Source organism: Citrobacter sp. TBCS-14 (genome assembly GCF_005280805.1).
GTDB classification, from domain to species: Bacteria; Pseudomonadota; Gammaproteobacteria; order Enterobacterales; family Enterobacteriaceae; genus Citrobacter; species Citrobacter gillenii.
In genome coordinates this window covers 20755-36269 of the sequence record NZ_SZWM01001252.1, presented here as the reverse complement: position 1 = coordinate 36269, position 15515 = coordinate 20755, and the positions used below count along the sequence as shown (strand labels likewise).

General features: G+C 53.8%; 12 protein-coding genes. 5 read left to right on the top strand and 7 right to left on the bottom strand.

The window, feature by feature from the left end; all coding sequences use genetic code 11:
• Positions 1–65: 65 nt before the first annotated feature.
• A complete protein-coding gene (gene malK / locus FDX22_RS26695; RefSeq protein WP_096758726.1) occupies positions 66–1175 on the bottom strand; it encodes a maltose/maltodextrin ABC transporter ATP-binding protein MalK in 1110 nt (369 codons plus the stop codon).
• 371 nt (positions 1176–1546) lie between these two features.
• Between malK and malE the strand changes: the two genes are divergently transcribed.
• The 4 genes from malE (at position 1547) to xylE (ending at position 7116) form a co-directional block, all read left to right on the top strand.
• Positions 1547–2737: a maltose/maltodextrin ABC transporter substrate-binding protein MalE gene (gene malE / locus FDX22_RS26690; RefSeq protein WP_096758727.1), complete on the top strand. Its 1191-nt coding sequence runs from the start codon at positions 1547–1549 to the stop codon at positions 2735–2737.
• Positions 2738–2867: 130 nt separating this feature from the next.
• Positions 2868–4412, top strand: a complete 1545-nt coding sequence (malF, locus tag FDX22_RS26685; protein ID WP_096758728.1) for a maltose ABC transporter permease MalF — start codon at positions 2868–2870, stop codon at positions 4410–4412.
• A gap of 14 nt (positions 4413–4426) precedes the next feature.
• Positions 4427–5317, top strand: a complete 891-nt coding sequence (gene malG / locus FDX22_RS26680; RefSeq protein ID WP_043018069.1) for a maltose ABC transporter permease MalG — start codon at positions 4427–4429, stop codon at positions 5315–5317.
• 323 nt (positions 5318–5640) lie between these two features.
• A complete protein-coding gene (gene xylE, locus FDX22_RS26670; protein WP_096758731.1) occupies positions 5641–7116 on the top strand; it encodes a D-xylose transporter XylE in 1476 nt (491 codons plus the stop codon).
• A 44-nt stretch (positions 7117–7160) separates the two neighbouring features.
• Here xylE and psiE read toward each other — a convergent pair whose 3' ends face one another.
• The 6 genes from psiE to pgi form a co-directional block, all read right to left on the bottom strand.
• Positions 7161–7571, bottom strand: a complete 411-nt coding sequence (psiE, locus tag FDX22_RS26665; protein WP_096758732.1) for a phosphate-starvation-inducible protein PsiE — start codon at positions 7569–7571, stop codon at positions 7161–7163.
• Positions 7572–7746: 175 nt separating this feature from the next.
• Positions 7747–9843, bottom strand: a complete 2097-nt coding sequence (locus tag FDX22_RS26660; protein WP_146718032.1) for a YjbH domain-containing protein — start codon at positions 9841–9843, stop codon at positions 7747–7749.
• A complete protein-coding gene (locus FDX22_RS26655) occupies positions 9843–10580 on the bottom strand; it encodes a capsule biosynthesis GfcC family protein (RefSeq protein ID WP_146718031.1) in 738 nt (245 codons plus the stop codon). Before FDX22_RS26655 ends, FDX22_RS26660 begins: the two co-directional genes overlap by 1 nt.
• Positions 10577–11215, bottom strand: a complete 639-nt coding sequence (locus FDX22_RS26650; protein ID WP_115259714.1) for a YjbF family lipoprotein — start codon at positions 11213–11215, stop codon at positions 10577–10579. Before FDX22_RS26650 ends, FDX22_RS26655 begins: the two co-directional genes overlap by 4 nt.
• 140 nt (positions 11216–11355) lie before the next feature.
• Positions 11356–11598, bottom strand: coding sequence for an exopolysaccharide production protein YjbE (gene yjbE, locus FDX22_RS26645; RefSeq protein ID WP_096758736.1), 243 nt, complete (start codon positions 11596–11598; stop codon positions 11356–11358).
• Positions 11599–12067: 469 nt separating this feature from the next.
• The gene (gene pgi / locus FDX22_RS26640) at positions 12068–13714 is read right to left on the bottom strand and encodes a glucose-6-phosphate isomerase (RefSeq protein WP_115259715.1); all 1647 of its coding nucleotides are present in this window, start codon (positions 13712–13714) and stop codon (positions 12068–12070) included.
• A gap of 404 nt (positions 13715–14118) precedes the next feature.
• Between pgi and lysC the strand changes: the two genes are divergently transcribed.
• The gene (gene lysC, locus FDX22_RS26635; protein ID WP_146718030.1) at positions 14119–15468 is read left to right on the top strand and encodes a lysine-sensitive aspartokinase 3; all 1350 of its coding nucleotides are present in this window, start codon (positions 14119–14121) and stop codon (positions 15466–15468) included.
• Positions 15469–15515 lie beyond the last annotated feature (47 nt).

The following is a 15515-nucleotide window of genomic DNA, read 5'->3' as shown; positions in this document are numbered from 1 at the left end:
GAGATCATTGCTTTTCTTTGAACGCTTCACCTTGACGGATTTGCGCTTTTTTTTAATGGGACACCTTAAACGCCCGGCTCTTGATGCAACCGACGACATGCAGTGCCATCTTCACGGAACAGATGGCAACGCTCTGGCGGCAGGCCGATAGCGAATGTGGCACCCTCTTCTACCAACACCACGTCATTCTGGCGGTACACCAGGTTTTGACGGATGGCGGGGATCTGGATATGTATTTGCGTTTCGTGGCCCAACTGCTCGACCACCTGAACTTCACCTTCGAGGGTGACGTCAGCGATATCGCTGGGCAGCAGATGTTCCGGGCGAATACCTAAGGACATGTTGGCGCCAACCTGCACGGCACGGCTTTCTACCGGTAGCCAGATTTGCTGGCGGTTAGGTAATTCAACCTGCACCTGATCGATTGCGGTTGCGGTGACTTTCACCGGCAGGAAGTTCATCTTCGGTGAACCAATAAAGCCCGCCACAAAGCGGTCGGCTGGGTAGTGATACAGCTCCAGCGGCTTGCCGACCTGCGCGACGCGGCCCGCATCCAGCACCACGATTTTGTCAGCCAGCGTCATCGCTTCGACCTGATCGTGGGTGACGTAAATCATCGTGCGGCCCAGACGTTTATGCAGGCGGGAGATTTCAATACGCATCTGCACACGCAGTGCCGCATCCAGGTTAGAAAGCGGTTCATCGAGCAGGAACACGCGCGGTTCAGCCACCAGCGTACGGCCAATCGCCACGCGTTGACGCTGACCGCCAGAGAGTGCTTTTGGCTTACGCTCAAGCAGGTGCGCCAGCTGCAGGACTTCAGCGACCTGATTCACACGCTGGTTCATGACGTCTTTTTTGGCACCGGCCAGTTTGAGACCGAAAGACATGTTCTCGGCGACGGATAAATGGGGATACAGCGCGTAGGACTGGAAGACCATACCCACACCGCGTTCGGCGGGCGGGATGTCGTTCATTCGGGTGTCCCCGATAAACAGGTCGCCGCTGGTGATGGTTTCCAGCCCGGCGATCATACGCAGCAAGGTCGACTTACCGCAGCCTGACGGTCCGACAAATACCACGAACTCTCCTTCGTGAATGTCGAGATTGATATCCTTCGATACCACCACGTCACCCCAGGCTTTCGTTACATTTCGCAGCTGTACGCTCGCCATGCCCTTCTCCCTTCGTTACAACCTGTCATCGACAGCAACATTCATCATGGGCTGACTATGCGTTATCCATTAGGAGCGTGAATCCTCCACCCCCCAGCTTTTTTATGGGGGAGGAGGCGGGAGGATGAGAGAGTCGCGTCTGAGACCCGGGCCGTACGCCGCCAAGGAATTTCGTGATGTTGCCCGCAAAAATCAGTGGGTTTTTATGTGCGCCAGCACGCATTACTCACATTTCTGTAACACAGATCACATAAAGAATGGGTGGGGCGTAGGGGTAAGGAGGATGGAAAGAGGTTGCCGTATAAAGAAACTAGACACCGTTAAGCCACCTCTGTGTATCCAAGCGCACATCACCAAAAAGGATGGGGAATATGAAAATCAAAACCGGCGCACGCATCCTCGCATTGTCTGCATTGACGACGATGATGTTTTCCGCCTCGGCTCTCGCCAAGATTGAAGAGGGCAAACTGGTTATCTGGATCAACGGCGACAAAGGTTATAACGGCCTCGCTGAAGTGGGTAAAAAATTCGAGAAAGACACCGGCATCAAAGTCACCATTGAACATCCGGATAAGCTGGAAGAAAAATTCCCGCAGGTTGCCGCGACCGGTGACGGCCCGGACATCATCTTCTGGGCACATGACCGTTTTGGCGGCTACGCGCAATCGGGTCTGTTGGCTGAAGTTACGCCAGACAAAGCGTTCCAGGACAAACTGTTCCCGTTCACTTGGGATGCCGTACGTTACAACGGTAAACTGATCGCCTACCCGATCGCCGTTGAAGCACTGTCGCTGATTTACAACAAAGACCTCGTGCCAAACCCACCGAAAACCTGGGAAGAAATTCCTGCGCTGGATAAAGAGCTGAAGGCGAAAGGCAAATCTGCCCTGATGTTCAACCTGCAAGAACCGTACTTCACCTGGCCGCTGATTGCTGCCGACGGCGGATACGCGTTCAAGTTTGAAAACGGCAAATACGACGTCAAAGACGTGGGCGTGGATAACGCTGGCGCGAAAGCGGGTCTGACCTTCCTGGTCGATCTGATTAAGAACAAACACATGAACGCGGATACCGACTACTCCATCGCTGAAGCGGCCTTTAACAAAGGCGATACCGCGATGACCATCAACGGTCCGTGGGCCTGGTCGAACATCGATAAGAGCAAGGTGAACTACGGCGTAACGCTGCTGCCAACCTTCAAAGGCAAAGCGTCTAAACCGTTTGTCGGCGTACTGAGCGCCGGTATTAACGCCGCCAGCCCGAACAAAGAACTGGCGAAAGAGTTCCTCGAAAACTACCTGCTGACCGATCAGGGTCTGGATGAAGTGAACAAGGACAAACCACTGGGTGCCGTCGCGCTGAAATCCTTCCAGGAAGAGTTAGCGAAAGATCCACGTATCGCGGCCACCATGGGTAACGCCGAGAAAGGCGAAATCATGCCGAACATCCCACAGATGTCTGCATTCTGGTATGCCGTTCGTACCGCAGTGATCAACGCCGCCAGCGGTCGTCAAACCGTTGATGCTGCGCTGAAAGATGCACAAGGTCGTATCACCAAGTAATGCTGTAGCGCACGTGCCGGATGGCGGCATGAATGCCTTATCCGGCCTACAAATCACTGTAGGCCTGATAAGCGCAGCGCCATCAGGCATTTTTGCCGACAGATGTTCAAAGTTGTAGAGGAAGATCCCCATGGATGTCATTAAAAAGAAATACTGGTGGCAAAGCGACACGCTGAAATGGTCAGTGATGGGTCTGCTGGGTCTGCTGGTGGGCTACCTTGTTGTTTTGATGTACGCTCAGGGGGAGTACCTGTTTGCCATCATGACGCTTATTTTAAGCTCTGCTGGCCTGTATATTTTCGCCAACCGTAAAGCCTATGCCTGGCGCTATGTCTATCCTGGCGTGGCTGGTATGGGGTTATTTGTTCTGTTCCCACTCATTTGCACCATTGCAATTGCCTTTACCAACTACAGCAGTACCAACCAACTGACCTTTGAGCGCGCCCAGGAAGTCCTGATGGACCGTTCTTATCAGGCGGGTAAAACCTACAACTTTGGTCTGTATCCGGCGGGTACGGAGTGGCAACTGGCCCTCACCGACGGTGAAACAGGTAAAAATTATGTCTCCGACGCCTTTAAATTTGGCGGCGAGCAGAAACTACAATTGAAAGAAGCCGAAGCGCTGCCAGCAGGTGAACGTGCCACGCTGCGTATCATCACGCAAAACCGCCAGGCGCTGACCCAACTGACCGCCGTGCTGCCGGATGACAGCAAGGTGATTATGAGCTCGCTGCGCCAGTTCTCCGGTACGCAGCCGCTGTATACGCTTGCTGATGACGGCACGCTCACCAACAATCAGAGCGGCATAAAATACCGTGCCAATAACGATATTGGTTACTACCAGTCACTCGCGCTAGACGGTAGCTGGGGTACAGAGAAACTCAGCCCAGGCTATACCGTCGCCATCGGCTGGGATAACTTCACCCGCGTCTTTACCGATGAAGGCATTCAGAAACCGTTCTTCGCGATCTTTATCTGGACCGTCGTCTTCTCAGTGCTCACCGTCATCCTGACCGTTGCCGTCGGTATGATTCTGGCCTGTCTGGTGCAATGGGAATCGCTGAAAGGCAAAGCGATTTATCGCGTGCTGCTGATTCTGCCTTACGCCGTGCCGTCGTTTATCTCGATACTGATTTTCAAGGGGTTATTTAACCAGAGCTTCGGTGAAATCAACATGATGTTGAGCGCGCTGTTCGGCATCAAGCCGGCCTGGTTCAGCGACCCAACCACCGCGCGTTCGATGATTATCATCGTCAACACCTGGCTGGGCTATCCGTACATGATGATCCTGTGCATGGGGCTGCTGAAGGCGATTCCCGACGATCTGTATGAAGCCTCGGCAATGGATGGCGCTGGCCCATTCCAGAACTTCTTTAAGATTACGCTGCCGTTGCTGATCAAGCCGCTGACGCCGCTGATGATCGCCAGCTTTGCCTTTAACTTTAACAACTTCGTGCTGATTCAGCTGTTGACCAACGGTGGCCCGGACCGACTCGGTACCACCACGCCAGCCGGTTATACCGACCTGCTCGTCAGTTACACCTACCGTATCGCCTTTGAAGGCGGCGGCGGTCAGGACTTCGGTCTGGCGGCGGCGATAGCCACCCTGATCTTCCTGCTGGTTGGCGCGCTGGCGATTGTGAACCTGAAAGCCACACGTATGAAGTTTGATTAAGGGAGATAACGACAATGGCTATGGTCCAACCGAAATCACAAAAGTTACGTTTATTCGCAACGCACTTAGGTCTGCTGATTTTTATCGCGGCAATTATGTTCCCGCTGCTGATGGTCATTGCCATCTCGCTGCGCGAAGGTAACTTCGCCACCGGCAGTCTGATCCCGGAAAATATCTCCTGGGAGCACTGGAAACTGGCGCTGGGCTTTAGCGTGGAACACGCGGATGGCCGCGTGACGCCGCCTCCGTTCCCGGTGCTGCTGTGGCTGTGGAACTCGGTGAAAGTGGCCACCATTACCGCGATCGGTATCGTGACCCTCTCCACCACCTGTGCTTACGCCTTCGCCCGCATGCGCTTCCCAGGTAAAGCCACGTTGCTGAAAGGCATGCTGATTTTCCAGATGTTCCCGGCGGTACTGTCGCTGGTGGCGTTATATGCCTTGTTTGACCGTCTGGGCCAGTACATTCCGTTTATCGGTCTGAACACCCACGGTGGCGTGATCTTCGCCTACCTTGGCGGCATTGCGCTGCACGTCTGGACAATCAAGGGGTATTTCGAAACCATCGACGGTTCACTGGAAGAAGCGGCTGCGCTGGATGGCGCAACGCCGTGGCAGGCATTCCGCCTGGTGCTGTTGCCGTTGTCGGTGCCGATTCTGGCGGTGGTGTTCATTCTGTCGTTCATCGCCGCAATTACCGAAGTCCCGGTCGCCTCACTGTTGTTGCGTGATGTGAACAGCTATACCCTGGCAGTCGGTATGCAGCAGTATCTCAATCCACAGAACTATTTGTGGGGCGACTTTGCCGCTGCAGCCGTGCTTTCTGCTATTCCGATCACCCTGGTGTTCCTGCTGGCCCAGCGCTGGCTGGTTAACGGCCTGACGGCAGGCGGTGTGAAAGGCTAAGTTTCATCGATGTACCCGCCCGGCAACGGGCATGCCACTGCAACCCTCAACTTATGTTATCCCAACCTGTGACTGTTTTTCGGCGCTCTACGGAGCGCCCTTTTTTTATGTAATTTTGCATTGCTGTTACGATTATTTTCTTTCGTGCTCGCCATCACTGCAATTTTATTTCTCGCCTGAGCGGACATTAATTAAACAGAGTGAAGATCACAGAAAAGACAAAACGTAATTGCAATGTAAAAAATGATAATTGTCATACCTGCCTGTTAAATCCACCATCACAACACTGATAAAAAGAGCTGTATCTTCTAAGGCAGGTCTGAATGAATACCCAATATAATTCCAGTTATATTTTTTCGATTACATTAGTTGCCACATTAGGAGGACTGTTATTCGGCTACGACACCGCCGTCATCTCCGGTACCGTCGAGTCCTTAAATACGGTTTTTGTCGCCCCACAACATCTGAGCGAATCCGCCGCAAACTCACTGTTAGGCTTCTGCGTCGCCAGCGCGCTGATTGGCTGTATCATCGGTGGTGCGCTGGGTGGCTATTGCAGTAACCGCTTTGGTCGTCGCGATTCACTCAAAATCGCCGCGATCCTGTTCTTTATTTCCGGCATCGGTTCCGCATGGCCGGAATTAGGATTTACCGCCATTAATCCGGATAATGCTGTTCCTGTTTATTTAGCCGGATACGTCCCCGAATTTGTTATTTATCGCATTATTGGTGGTATCGGCGTCGGTTTAGCCTCCATGCTCTCACCGATGTATATCGCAGAACTGGCCCCGGCACATATTCGTGGAAAACTGGTTTCCTTTAACCAGTTCGCGATTATTTTCGGGCAACTGATGGTCTACTGCGTAAACTATTTTATTGCCCGTTCCGGCGACGCCAGCTGGCTGAATACCGATGGCTGGCGTTATATGTTTGCCTCTGAAAGCATTCCTGCCCTGCTGTTTTTAATACTGTTGTATACCGTACCGGAAAGCCCACGCTGGCTGATGGCGCGCGGCAGACACGAGCAGGCGGAAGGTATTCTGCGCAAAATTATGGGCAGCAATCTTGCTACCCAGGCGATGCAGGAGATCAATCAGTCACTGGAGCACGGTCGCAAAACAGGCGGGCGTCTGCTGATGTTTGGCACTGCGGTCATCGTCATCGGCGTCATGCTGTCCATCTTCCAGCAGTTCGTCGGCATCAACGTTGTGCTCTACTACGCGCCGGAAGTTTTTAAAACCCTGGGCGCCAGCACCGACGTCGCGCTGTTGCAGACCATCATCGTGGGCGTAATCAACCTGAGCTTCACCGTGCTGGCGATCATGACGGTCGATAAATTTGGCCGCAAACCGCTGCAAATTATTGGCGCGCTGGGTATGGCCATCGGCATGTTCAGCCTCGGTACTGCGTTTTATACCCAGGCTTCTGGTCTGGTGGCGCTGTTGTCGATGCTGTTTTATGTTGCGGCATTCGCCATGTCCTGGGGCCCGGTGTGCTGGGTACTGCTGGCTGAGATTTTCCCCAACGCGATCCGTGGCAAAGCGCTCGCCATTGCGGTGGCCGCCCAGTGGTTGGCGAACTACTTTGTCTCCTGGACCTTCCCGATGATGGACAAAAATTCGTGGCTGGTTGCCCATTTCCACAACGGTTTCTCCTACTGGATTTACGGTTGCATGGGCATTCTGGCGGCACTGTTTATGTGGAAGTTCGTACCGGAAACCAAAGGCAAAACGCTGGAAGAACTCGAAGAGCTGTGGGAACCTGCAGCAGAGAAAACGCAGCCCGCGTCTGCGCAGTAATCAACGTGAACAACACGCCGCAGCCCAATGCGGCGTGTTATTTTTTACTCACGCTTCAACCGTTTGGAATTACACAACCACAGCGTGATCACCAGCAGCAGGATCGCCGCGGAATAGATCAGTACGTCCATGGGGGCTTTATGATCGACGATGATCAACCGCACAATCGCCGTGATCCCGATATAAACAAAGTAGCGCAGCGGAAAGTGAAAACCTGACTGAAAGTACTTCACAATCAGCGCGATAAATTCAAAGTAGAGGAAGTAAACCACCAGCCCTTCCACCAGCTCGTATTTGCTGGTTTGTTCCGGCGCGAACAGCACATCCGCCAGATGCAGCGTCTCTTTGCCGAGGAATACCACCAGAATCAGCCCCAGACTCAGTAGCCCAAGATTCAACACAGTCTGTAACATCGTGGAGATAAACTCCACGCGCGGACGAGATATCGGCGTCATAGCAGCCCCTTTTGCTCAATGGCGAAGTTCCTGTATAACGCAAAAATGTGACGGAGATCTACATTTTTTGTTTATGTTTTGTTCACACAACGGTTCTTGCCGGATGGCGGCTTTGCCTTATCCGGCCTACCGTAGGCCCGGTAAGCGTAGCGTCACCGGGCGATCAACATTCACATCAACGGAAGTTCTCACTCCTGTCACTGGTCATATCGTACAAACCAAACTTACGCCCAAGCTGCTGACCGCCGTCGCGCGTCAACGGCGTCCAGCCAATTGCCGCACGGCTGCGGGTTGGTCCCGAGGAGAAGAGATCCAGCGGCACGGAGACATACACGCCTTTGGTGAAATCACCTTCCCCATACTCATCCGGTGATGCATCGGTGAGGGTTGCATAACCGCCGACCACCACGCCGCTGTCGAAGCGTTTGGCGATTTCAAGGGTCCCGCCTTTATCGCCCGCTAGGTACTGCCCCACGCTGGCTTTTACCAGTACATCCTGGGCAAACGACGGGTTCCAGTACGCCGTCAGATGTCCGGTCTTCACGCTGTAGTCGGTGAATTTCATCATGTCCTGCGCACTACGCCAGTCACGCTGCTTCACATAGTTGGCGTCAACGCCAAACGCCCAATTGCTGTCCAGTGGACGGTACAGCACTTCAGCCCCTGCGCCGCCAAACATGGTTTCCAGATAGCCACCGTACACTTGTCCGTAAAACCCGTTGCCGAGTGACTGGAAGTAGTTGGCCTGCAGGTTATTCACATACACATCGTTCTGAACGTAGTCACGGACGTGAGTACGGACCCGCGGCAAATGTGAATCACTGGGCGGATTGGTATAGTTAAACTTGTCGTAGTTATTGGCCAGGTTAGCAAACAGACTGCCGGTCGTGAGCAGATGGTCTGTCACCCACAGATCTGCCGTTCCCATGACACCCAGCTGATACATATAGAAGTTTTCCGGGCCGCCCACGGACTGGTTGAGTACCGGATCAATGTGAAAATCAAAGCGTGATTTATCGATATACCAGCCCTGCTCGGTGGTCTGCGGCACCACGGGCTCCACGCGCTTTTGCGCCAGCGGTGTTTCATAGCCCAGCGGCTCGCCTTGCAGATGATCCTGCAGACTCGCAACATCTGTTTCGGTGGTGACCTGCGGTAAATTCAGGCGATTTTCCGTAATACGGATCGTACGAATCCCCTCAGGGAGATCGTTCATTACGATCCGATTTGCCCGTTCGATCCCTTCCCGCGAGTCACGGTATTTCACCTGTTCGCCGGTCACGTACAGCGTATCGCCCTGCACCTGGAGTTTCGGATCCGCCAGCCCGGCGTTGTATTTCAGTAGCGTGAGCTGATTCGCCACCACCGAATGTTGCAGGATGGCATCCTGCGGCTGGGGCTGATATTGCGGTCGCGCGTTGTCGTTATACGTTGGTCGCAGATCGTTGAAGTTCGTGCGTAGCGTGACTCCGAACATAAAGGTATTACCGCGCTCGTAGCTGAGGTTAACGTCGGCCCAATCGGTGACGCGGTAAATGGCGCCGACGTTAAACTTGCTCTTCTGATCCAGCTTGCCGGCAAAATCCTGCTGGTAGTTGTTACCCTCATATTCCAGCTTCAGGCGCAGCGGCTGCCAGGGCGTCTGGTATTCCACGCCGCCAAACAGTGACGCAGGGCCGTGGAACATCTGGCTACCGTCGATGGAGCCCGCCTGTTTATAGCTGTTATCGCGATAACAGAATTTATCGCTGTACGAGCACAGCGGATTACTCACATTGCCGCTGGTACCAAGATATCCCCAGCCAAGACCAAGCGAGAAATCAAACGGCCCCCAGGCTTTGTTGGCCACGATGTATTCCGCATCAAACAGACCGGTTCCGCCGATATCCCGTGCGCCAACCGCGACCTGCGGCATCCAGTAGCTCTCTTCCCACAATCGCAATTTGAGATCGAACGCTTTGTCTTTATACGTCTGATCGCCTGAAAATGACTCCACGCTGCTGTATTTTTTGGTGCGCACATCGGTATAGCGTAAGGTCGTTTCCAGCCACGGGAACAACTGCACCGACGCGGAGTAGTAGCGGTACTGATCGTTATCGCGGTAGTTGAGGCTCATTTCCCCTTCACGCGCCATCCGCGCGGTTGGCGTTTGCAGCAGCCCCACGCCGCCAAAGTCAGACTGGGAAGGCCCAATCGGCGCAGGGTACGTTTCACCGTGGCAGGCCGTGCTGATACCCAGCGCCAGCAGGCTGAGCAGATAAGTTTTTCTCATTATTCAGGTATCCGCTGGGTCAGAGTGCGAAGAATGTCGGCATTGATTTGATCCGGGGCGCGGCTCCAGACAGAGTCAGACAGCCCAACAAAAATGATGCTGCCGGGCATCGGCTCAACGTGACGTTTATTCCAGTAAGCGACCGGTACTTTTTGCGTGCGTCCATCGGGATAGACCACCCACGCATAGCTGCGATCTGCACCGCTCAGCAGACTTTGTCCGGCGAGATAGCTGGCGATATCACGCCCTGACATAAACGGCTGTTTACCCGGATGATTGATCGCGCCAAACAGGGTGATTTCAGTTGGCTGAGGCCCAACCCACAGCGTGTAGTTGCCCTGCAACGGCGGATTCCCCCGTTCACTCACCCGCACCGCGTCCGGGTCGAGATTCACCCGCTGTCTGCCGGTTACCTTCAGGGTCTGAATTTGCTGGCGTAGCGTGTTGATAGCGGCTGCATCGTCTCCGCCTTCTTCTGCACTCAGCGCCGCCAGCCGTCCCAACAGCGCCTGTTGCTGGCGCTGCGCGGTAACCGTCGCCAGCTCTTCCCCGATCACCGCCGCGGGCCACCAGCTATTCGCCAGCGTGGGTTGACCCACCAGATCGATAAGATGTTCCGCGCCGGTCAACGTTTTCGGTTCTGCACTGCCTGAGGTGATCACTTTTACCGTTCCTGCGGCAAAAACAGATGCCGCACAAAGGCTAAAAGTCAGCGCGGTAATCATTCGTTTCATCATGATTTTGCCGCCTTGATCAGCGTGGTCTTCACCGGGAAATAATTCGCACCCAGATACTGCTCTGACTGGCGAATCATCCCGTCACTGTCGATCCAGTAACGGTTATGCCAGCGAGTCCGATCGGTGGTGACTTCTTCGTCCAGCACGCGTACCGGGGTATCTTCGCTGGCAACCCGAATACTGTCAGTGCCGTCCCATCTGAAGACCGAACGGGCGGTGGCGTAGCGCACCTGCTTATGCTCGGTCCAGCCCATCGTGCGGGTCCAGGTGACGCCATCAACAATCTGGTTTGGTTTGATAAGCGGGTCCGCCGCCAGATTATTCACCGCGATCAGGTTGTCTCCGCCCAGCAGCGTTTTCACCAGACGCCCGTGTTGCGTTACGAGCATGGCCTGGTCCTGGGTGACCCATTTCTGCTGCCCGTTTTCAGCGAAAGCGAGCACCACAAACAGCTGCGGACCGCCGTTAAGCTGCATGTACTGGCTGGCGTAAGGCATGTTGTGGATATCATCATCCGTCATCTGTACGCCGGGAGTACCCAACACGCTTTGCCACAGCGAATGACCCAGCCCTTCGGTGGTAGCTGAACACGCCTGTAATAACAGACAAACCAATATGAGCGCTGGTCGCATCACGACGTTTCTCCGCATTATTGCCGGGTGGCGCGACGCTTACCCGGCCTACAAATCCCACAGGCTTTTGGAAATTCAAAATAACCACACCGAAGTGTGGTTATGGTTAATCCCCTTCATACTTCAGGGGCTACGTACCGGTATTACTGGGTACTGGTGGTCGTGGTGGTGGTGGTTCCGGTATTCGAACCATCGCCACCGCCGGTTGCCGCCAGGGCGACCCCCACCGCGGAGCTTACGGTGCTCACGCTGGTTGCGGAGGAACTTCCTGCCGAAACCGACGCGGCTGCCGACCCTGCCGCCTCCCCCACCTGAACGGGGGCAGCATAGACAGAGGTCGTCGCAAGCGCAGATATAGCCAACAGGCCATACAGTACTTTTTTCATCACAATATCCCTTCATTGTATGAATGGAGATTTACCCAAAAGAATTTCGGGCGAGATCGAGTATACACAACCGAAAGTGTGTAAATTACGCCGCGCAGGAATTTAGGATAATTAGAAAAAGTGGGAGCTAACATTATTAAAAAATACACAAATCAATACAAATCAATCACATGAAATAAATACATAAATAATGCAATATCCGTAAAATCTGAAAATCATTGTGTTAAATCTAACGTGGTATAATTATTTTAGGATTAAACTCAATTAAATCCCATGTAATGAGGAAGACAAGATAAATTATCTTATAAAAAAAGCCGATAATAATATCGGCTTTTTTTATAAGTAATCAGTAAATTCATTCGAATTGCAGCAAGGCGGCAAGCCCGTTAATCCCCGGGAGCATAGATTACTATGTGACCGGGGTTAACGAACGCAGCCAACACCGCTGCGGTTCGAAGGAAGAAGCTGATTAACGCCAGGACTTATAACGGTTAATCAAACCGTTAGTCGAGCAATCATGGCTGTTGATCTCTTGATCATCGTTCAACTCAGGCAGAATGCGGTTCGCCAGCTGTTTGCCCAGCTCTACGCCCCACTGGTCGAAGGTGAAGATGTTCAGGATAACGCCCTGAGTAAAGATTTTATGCTCATACAGCGCAATCAGTGCACCCAGGCTGTACGGAGTGATTTCGCGCAGCAGGATAGAGTTCGTAGGACGGTTGCCTTCGAACACTTTGAACGGCACAACGTGGTCCAGCGTCGCCGGATCTTTACCCTGGTCGCGGTATTCTTGTTCAACCACTTCACGAGACTTGCCAAACGCCAGCGCTTCGGTCTGGGCGAAGAAGTTAGACAGCAGCTTCGGATGGTGGTCAGACAGCGGGTTATGCGTGATAGCCGGAGCGATGAAATCGCACGGCACCATTTTGGTCCCCTGGTGGATCAGCTGATAGAACGCATGCTGACCGTTGGTCCCCGGCTCACCCCAGATGATTGGGCCAGTCTGGTAATCCACCGCATTGCCGTTACGGTCAACGTATTTACCGTTGGATTCCATGTTGCCCTGCTGGAAGTAGGCCGCAAAGCGGTGCATATACTGGTCGTACGGCAGGATGGCTTCGGTTTCGGCACCAAAGAAGTTGTTGTACCAGATACCGATCAGCGCCAGCAGTACCGGCAGGTTTTTCTCCGCTGGGGTAGTGGAGAAATGTTTATCCATGGCGTGCGCGCCGGACAGCAGTTCAACGAAGTTGTCGTAGCCCACGGACAGGATGATCGACAGACCAATCGCTGACCACAGGGAATAACGACCGCCAACCCAGTCCCAGAACTCGAACATGTTGGCCGTATCGATACCGAACTCACCGACTGCTTTCGCATTGGTGGACAGCGCCGCGAAGTGTTTTGCCACGTGTTTTTCATCACCGGCGGTCGCCAGGAACCAGTCGCGCGCGCTATGGGCGTTGGTCATGGTTTCCTGGGTGGTGAAGGTTTTAGAGGCGACCAGGAACAGCGTGGTTTCCGGATTCACTTTCTTCAGTACTTCGGCGATGTGCGTACCATCGACGTTAGACACAAAGTGCATATTCAGGTGATTTTTGTACGGACGCAGCGCTTCGGTCACCATGAACGGACCGAGGTCGGAGCCACCGATACCGATGTTCACCACATCCGTAATCGCTTTGCCGGTGTAGCCTTTCCAGCTGCCGGAGATAATCGCTTCAGAGAAGGATTTCATCTTCTCCAGCACCGCATTCACTTCCGGCATCACATCTTTGCCGTCCACGATGATCGGGGTATTGCTACGGTTGCGCAGCGCCACATGCAGCACCGCACGATCTTCCGTACGGTTGATCTTCTCACCGGAGAACATGGACTTGATAGCACCGCTCAGGTCGGTCTCTTTTGCCAGGTCCTGCAGTTTCGCCAGCGTTTCTTCGGTGATGCGGTTTTTGGAAAAATCCACCAGCATCAAATCGTCAAACGTTGCGGAAAACTTGGCGAAACGATCGCTATCTTTCGCGAACAAGTCCGCGATCGTAACGTCTTTCATCTCTTCAAAGTGTTTTTGTAGTGCCTGCCAGGCTGAGGTCTGCGTTGGATTGATGTTTTTCATTAGCAATACTCTTCTGATTTTGAGAATTGTGACTGAGATCGATTGTAACGCCAGTCACAGAAAAGTGTGATTGTTTTAGTGCCGTTGTCCTGGCGTCCATCAAACAGGGGTAATTATAAGCTCGGTTACTCAGGGCTACAGCAGCATGAAAAATCCGCATAATCCCAGCATTGACAGTACAGGCCATGCCTTTTATTTATATACATAAAGTCATTCGATATGCGTCAAGGCGGCAAACCTGCTCGCCACAGGAGCTTACTGAAGTAAGTGACTGTGGTGAGCAGGTGCAGCCAACGAAGAGGCAGATTGAAGGACGAAATGTAATACGGTATTTGCGCCTGCACCGGTTTCCGTTCTGCCCTTGTGCCATGGTCGCTCTATTCATTCCCTGACACGAGGTAGTTATGACTGATGTAGTTGTCTCCAAGTTTGGCGGTACCAGCGTCGCGGATTTCGACGCCATGAACCGCAGCGCTGATGTGGTGCTTTCCGATGCTAACGTCCGTTTAGTGGTGCTTTCCGCTTCAGCGGGTATTACTAACCTGCTGGTCGCTTTGGCTGAAGGGCTGGAGGCAACTGAACGCTTCGAGAAACTCGACACTATTCGTCAGATCCAGTTCGATATTCTGGAGCGTTTGCGTTATCCAAACGTGATCCGCGAAGAGATCGAACGTCTGCTGGAAAATATCACCACGCTGGCGGAAGCGGCTTCGCTGGCGACCTCAACCGCGCTGACTGACGAACTGGTCAGCCACGGTGAACTGATGTCCACCCTGCTGTTTGTCGAAATCCTGCGCGAGCGTAATGTTCAGGCGCAGTGGTTTGACGTGCGTAAAGTGATGCGTACCAACGATCGTTTTGGTCGCGCAGAACCAGATGTCGTGGCGCTGTCTGAACTGGCAACGCTGCAGCTGGCACCGCGCCTTGAAGAAGGTCTGGTGATCACCCAGGGCTTTATCGGCAGCGAAAGCAAAGGCCGCACTACCACGCTGGGGCGCGGCGGCAGCGACTATACCGCCGCCTTGCTGGCAGAAGCCCTGCACGCCGCACGCGTCGATATCTGGACCGATGTACCGGGCATTTACACGACCGACCCGCGCGTGGTGCCAGCCGCAAAACGCATTGATGAAATTGCCTTTGAAGAGGCCGCAGAACTGGCGACCTTCGGCGCAAAAGTCCTGCACCCGGCGACGCTGCTCCCTGCCGTGCGTAGCGATATTCCGGTGTTTGTCGGCTCCAGCAAAGACCCCAAAGCAGGCGGCACACTGGTGTGTAATAAAACCGAGAATCCACCGCTATTTCGTGCCCTGGCGCTGCGTCGCAAGCAAACGCTGCTGACGCTGCATAGCCTGAATATGCTGCATTCTCGCGGGTTTTTAGCGGAAGTGTTCGGCATCCTGGCGCGCCACAATATCTCGGTGGATTTGATAACAACCTCAGAAGTCAGCGTCGCACTGACGCTGGATACCACCGGTTCAACGTCCACCGGCGATACGCTGCTCACGCAATCCCTGCTGATGGAGCTGTCCGCGCTGTGCCGGGTCGAGGTAGAAGAAGGTCTGGCATTGGTCGCCCTGATCGGGAACGACCTGTCTAAAGCCTGCGGCGTGGGAAAAGAGGTGTTCGGCGTGCTGGAACCGTTCAACATCCGCATGATTTGCTACGGCGCATCCAGCCATAATCTGTGCTTCCTGGTGCCGGGCAGCGAAGCCGAGCAGGTCGTACAGAAACTGCATCATAATTTGTTTGAGTAATACCAGCCGGATGGCGGATGCGGCGAAACGCCTTATCGGGCCTACGG

Coding starts and splice junctions, on each gene's coding strand:
- malE (WP_096758727.1), top strand. CDS start 1,547: ATGAAAATCAAAACCGGCGCACGCATCCTCGCATTGTCTGCATTGACG.
- lysC (WP_146718030.1), top strand. CDS start 14,119: ATGACTGATGTAGTTGTCTCCAAGTTTGGCGGTACCAGCGTCGCGGAT.
- FDX22_RS26655 (WP_146718031.1), bottom strand. CDS start 10,580: ATGATGAAACGAATGATTACCGCGCTGACTTTTAGCCTTTGTGCGGCA.
- xylE (WP_096758731.1), top strand. CDS start 5,641: ATGAATACCCAATATAATTCCAGTTATATTTTTTCGATTACATTAGTT.
- pgi (WP_115259715.1), bottom strand. CDS start 13,714: ATGAAAAACATCAATCCAACGCAGACCTCAGCCTGGCAGGCACTACAA.
- yjbE (WP_096758736.1), bottom strand. CDS start 11,598: ATGAAAAAAGTACTGTATGGCCTGTTGGCTATATCTGCGCTTGCGACG.
- psiE (WP_096758732.1), bottom strand. CDS start 7,571: ATGACGCCGATATCTCGTCCGCGCGTGGAGTTTATCTCCACGATGTTA.
- malK (WP_096758726.1), bottom strand. CDS start 1,175: ATGGCGAGCGTACAGCTGCGAAATGTAACGAAAGCCTGGGGTGACGTG.
- malG (WP_043018069.1), top strand. CDS start 4,427: ATGGCTATGGTCCAACCGAAATCACAAAAGTTACGTTTATTCGCAACG.
- FDX22_RS26660 (WP_146718032.1), bottom strand. CDS start 9,843: ATGAGAAAAACTTATCTGCTCAGCCTGCTGGCGCTGGGTATCAGCACG.
- malF (WP_096758728.1), top strand. CDS start 2,868: ATGGATGTCATTAAAAAGAAATACTGGTGGCAAAGCGACACGCTGAAA.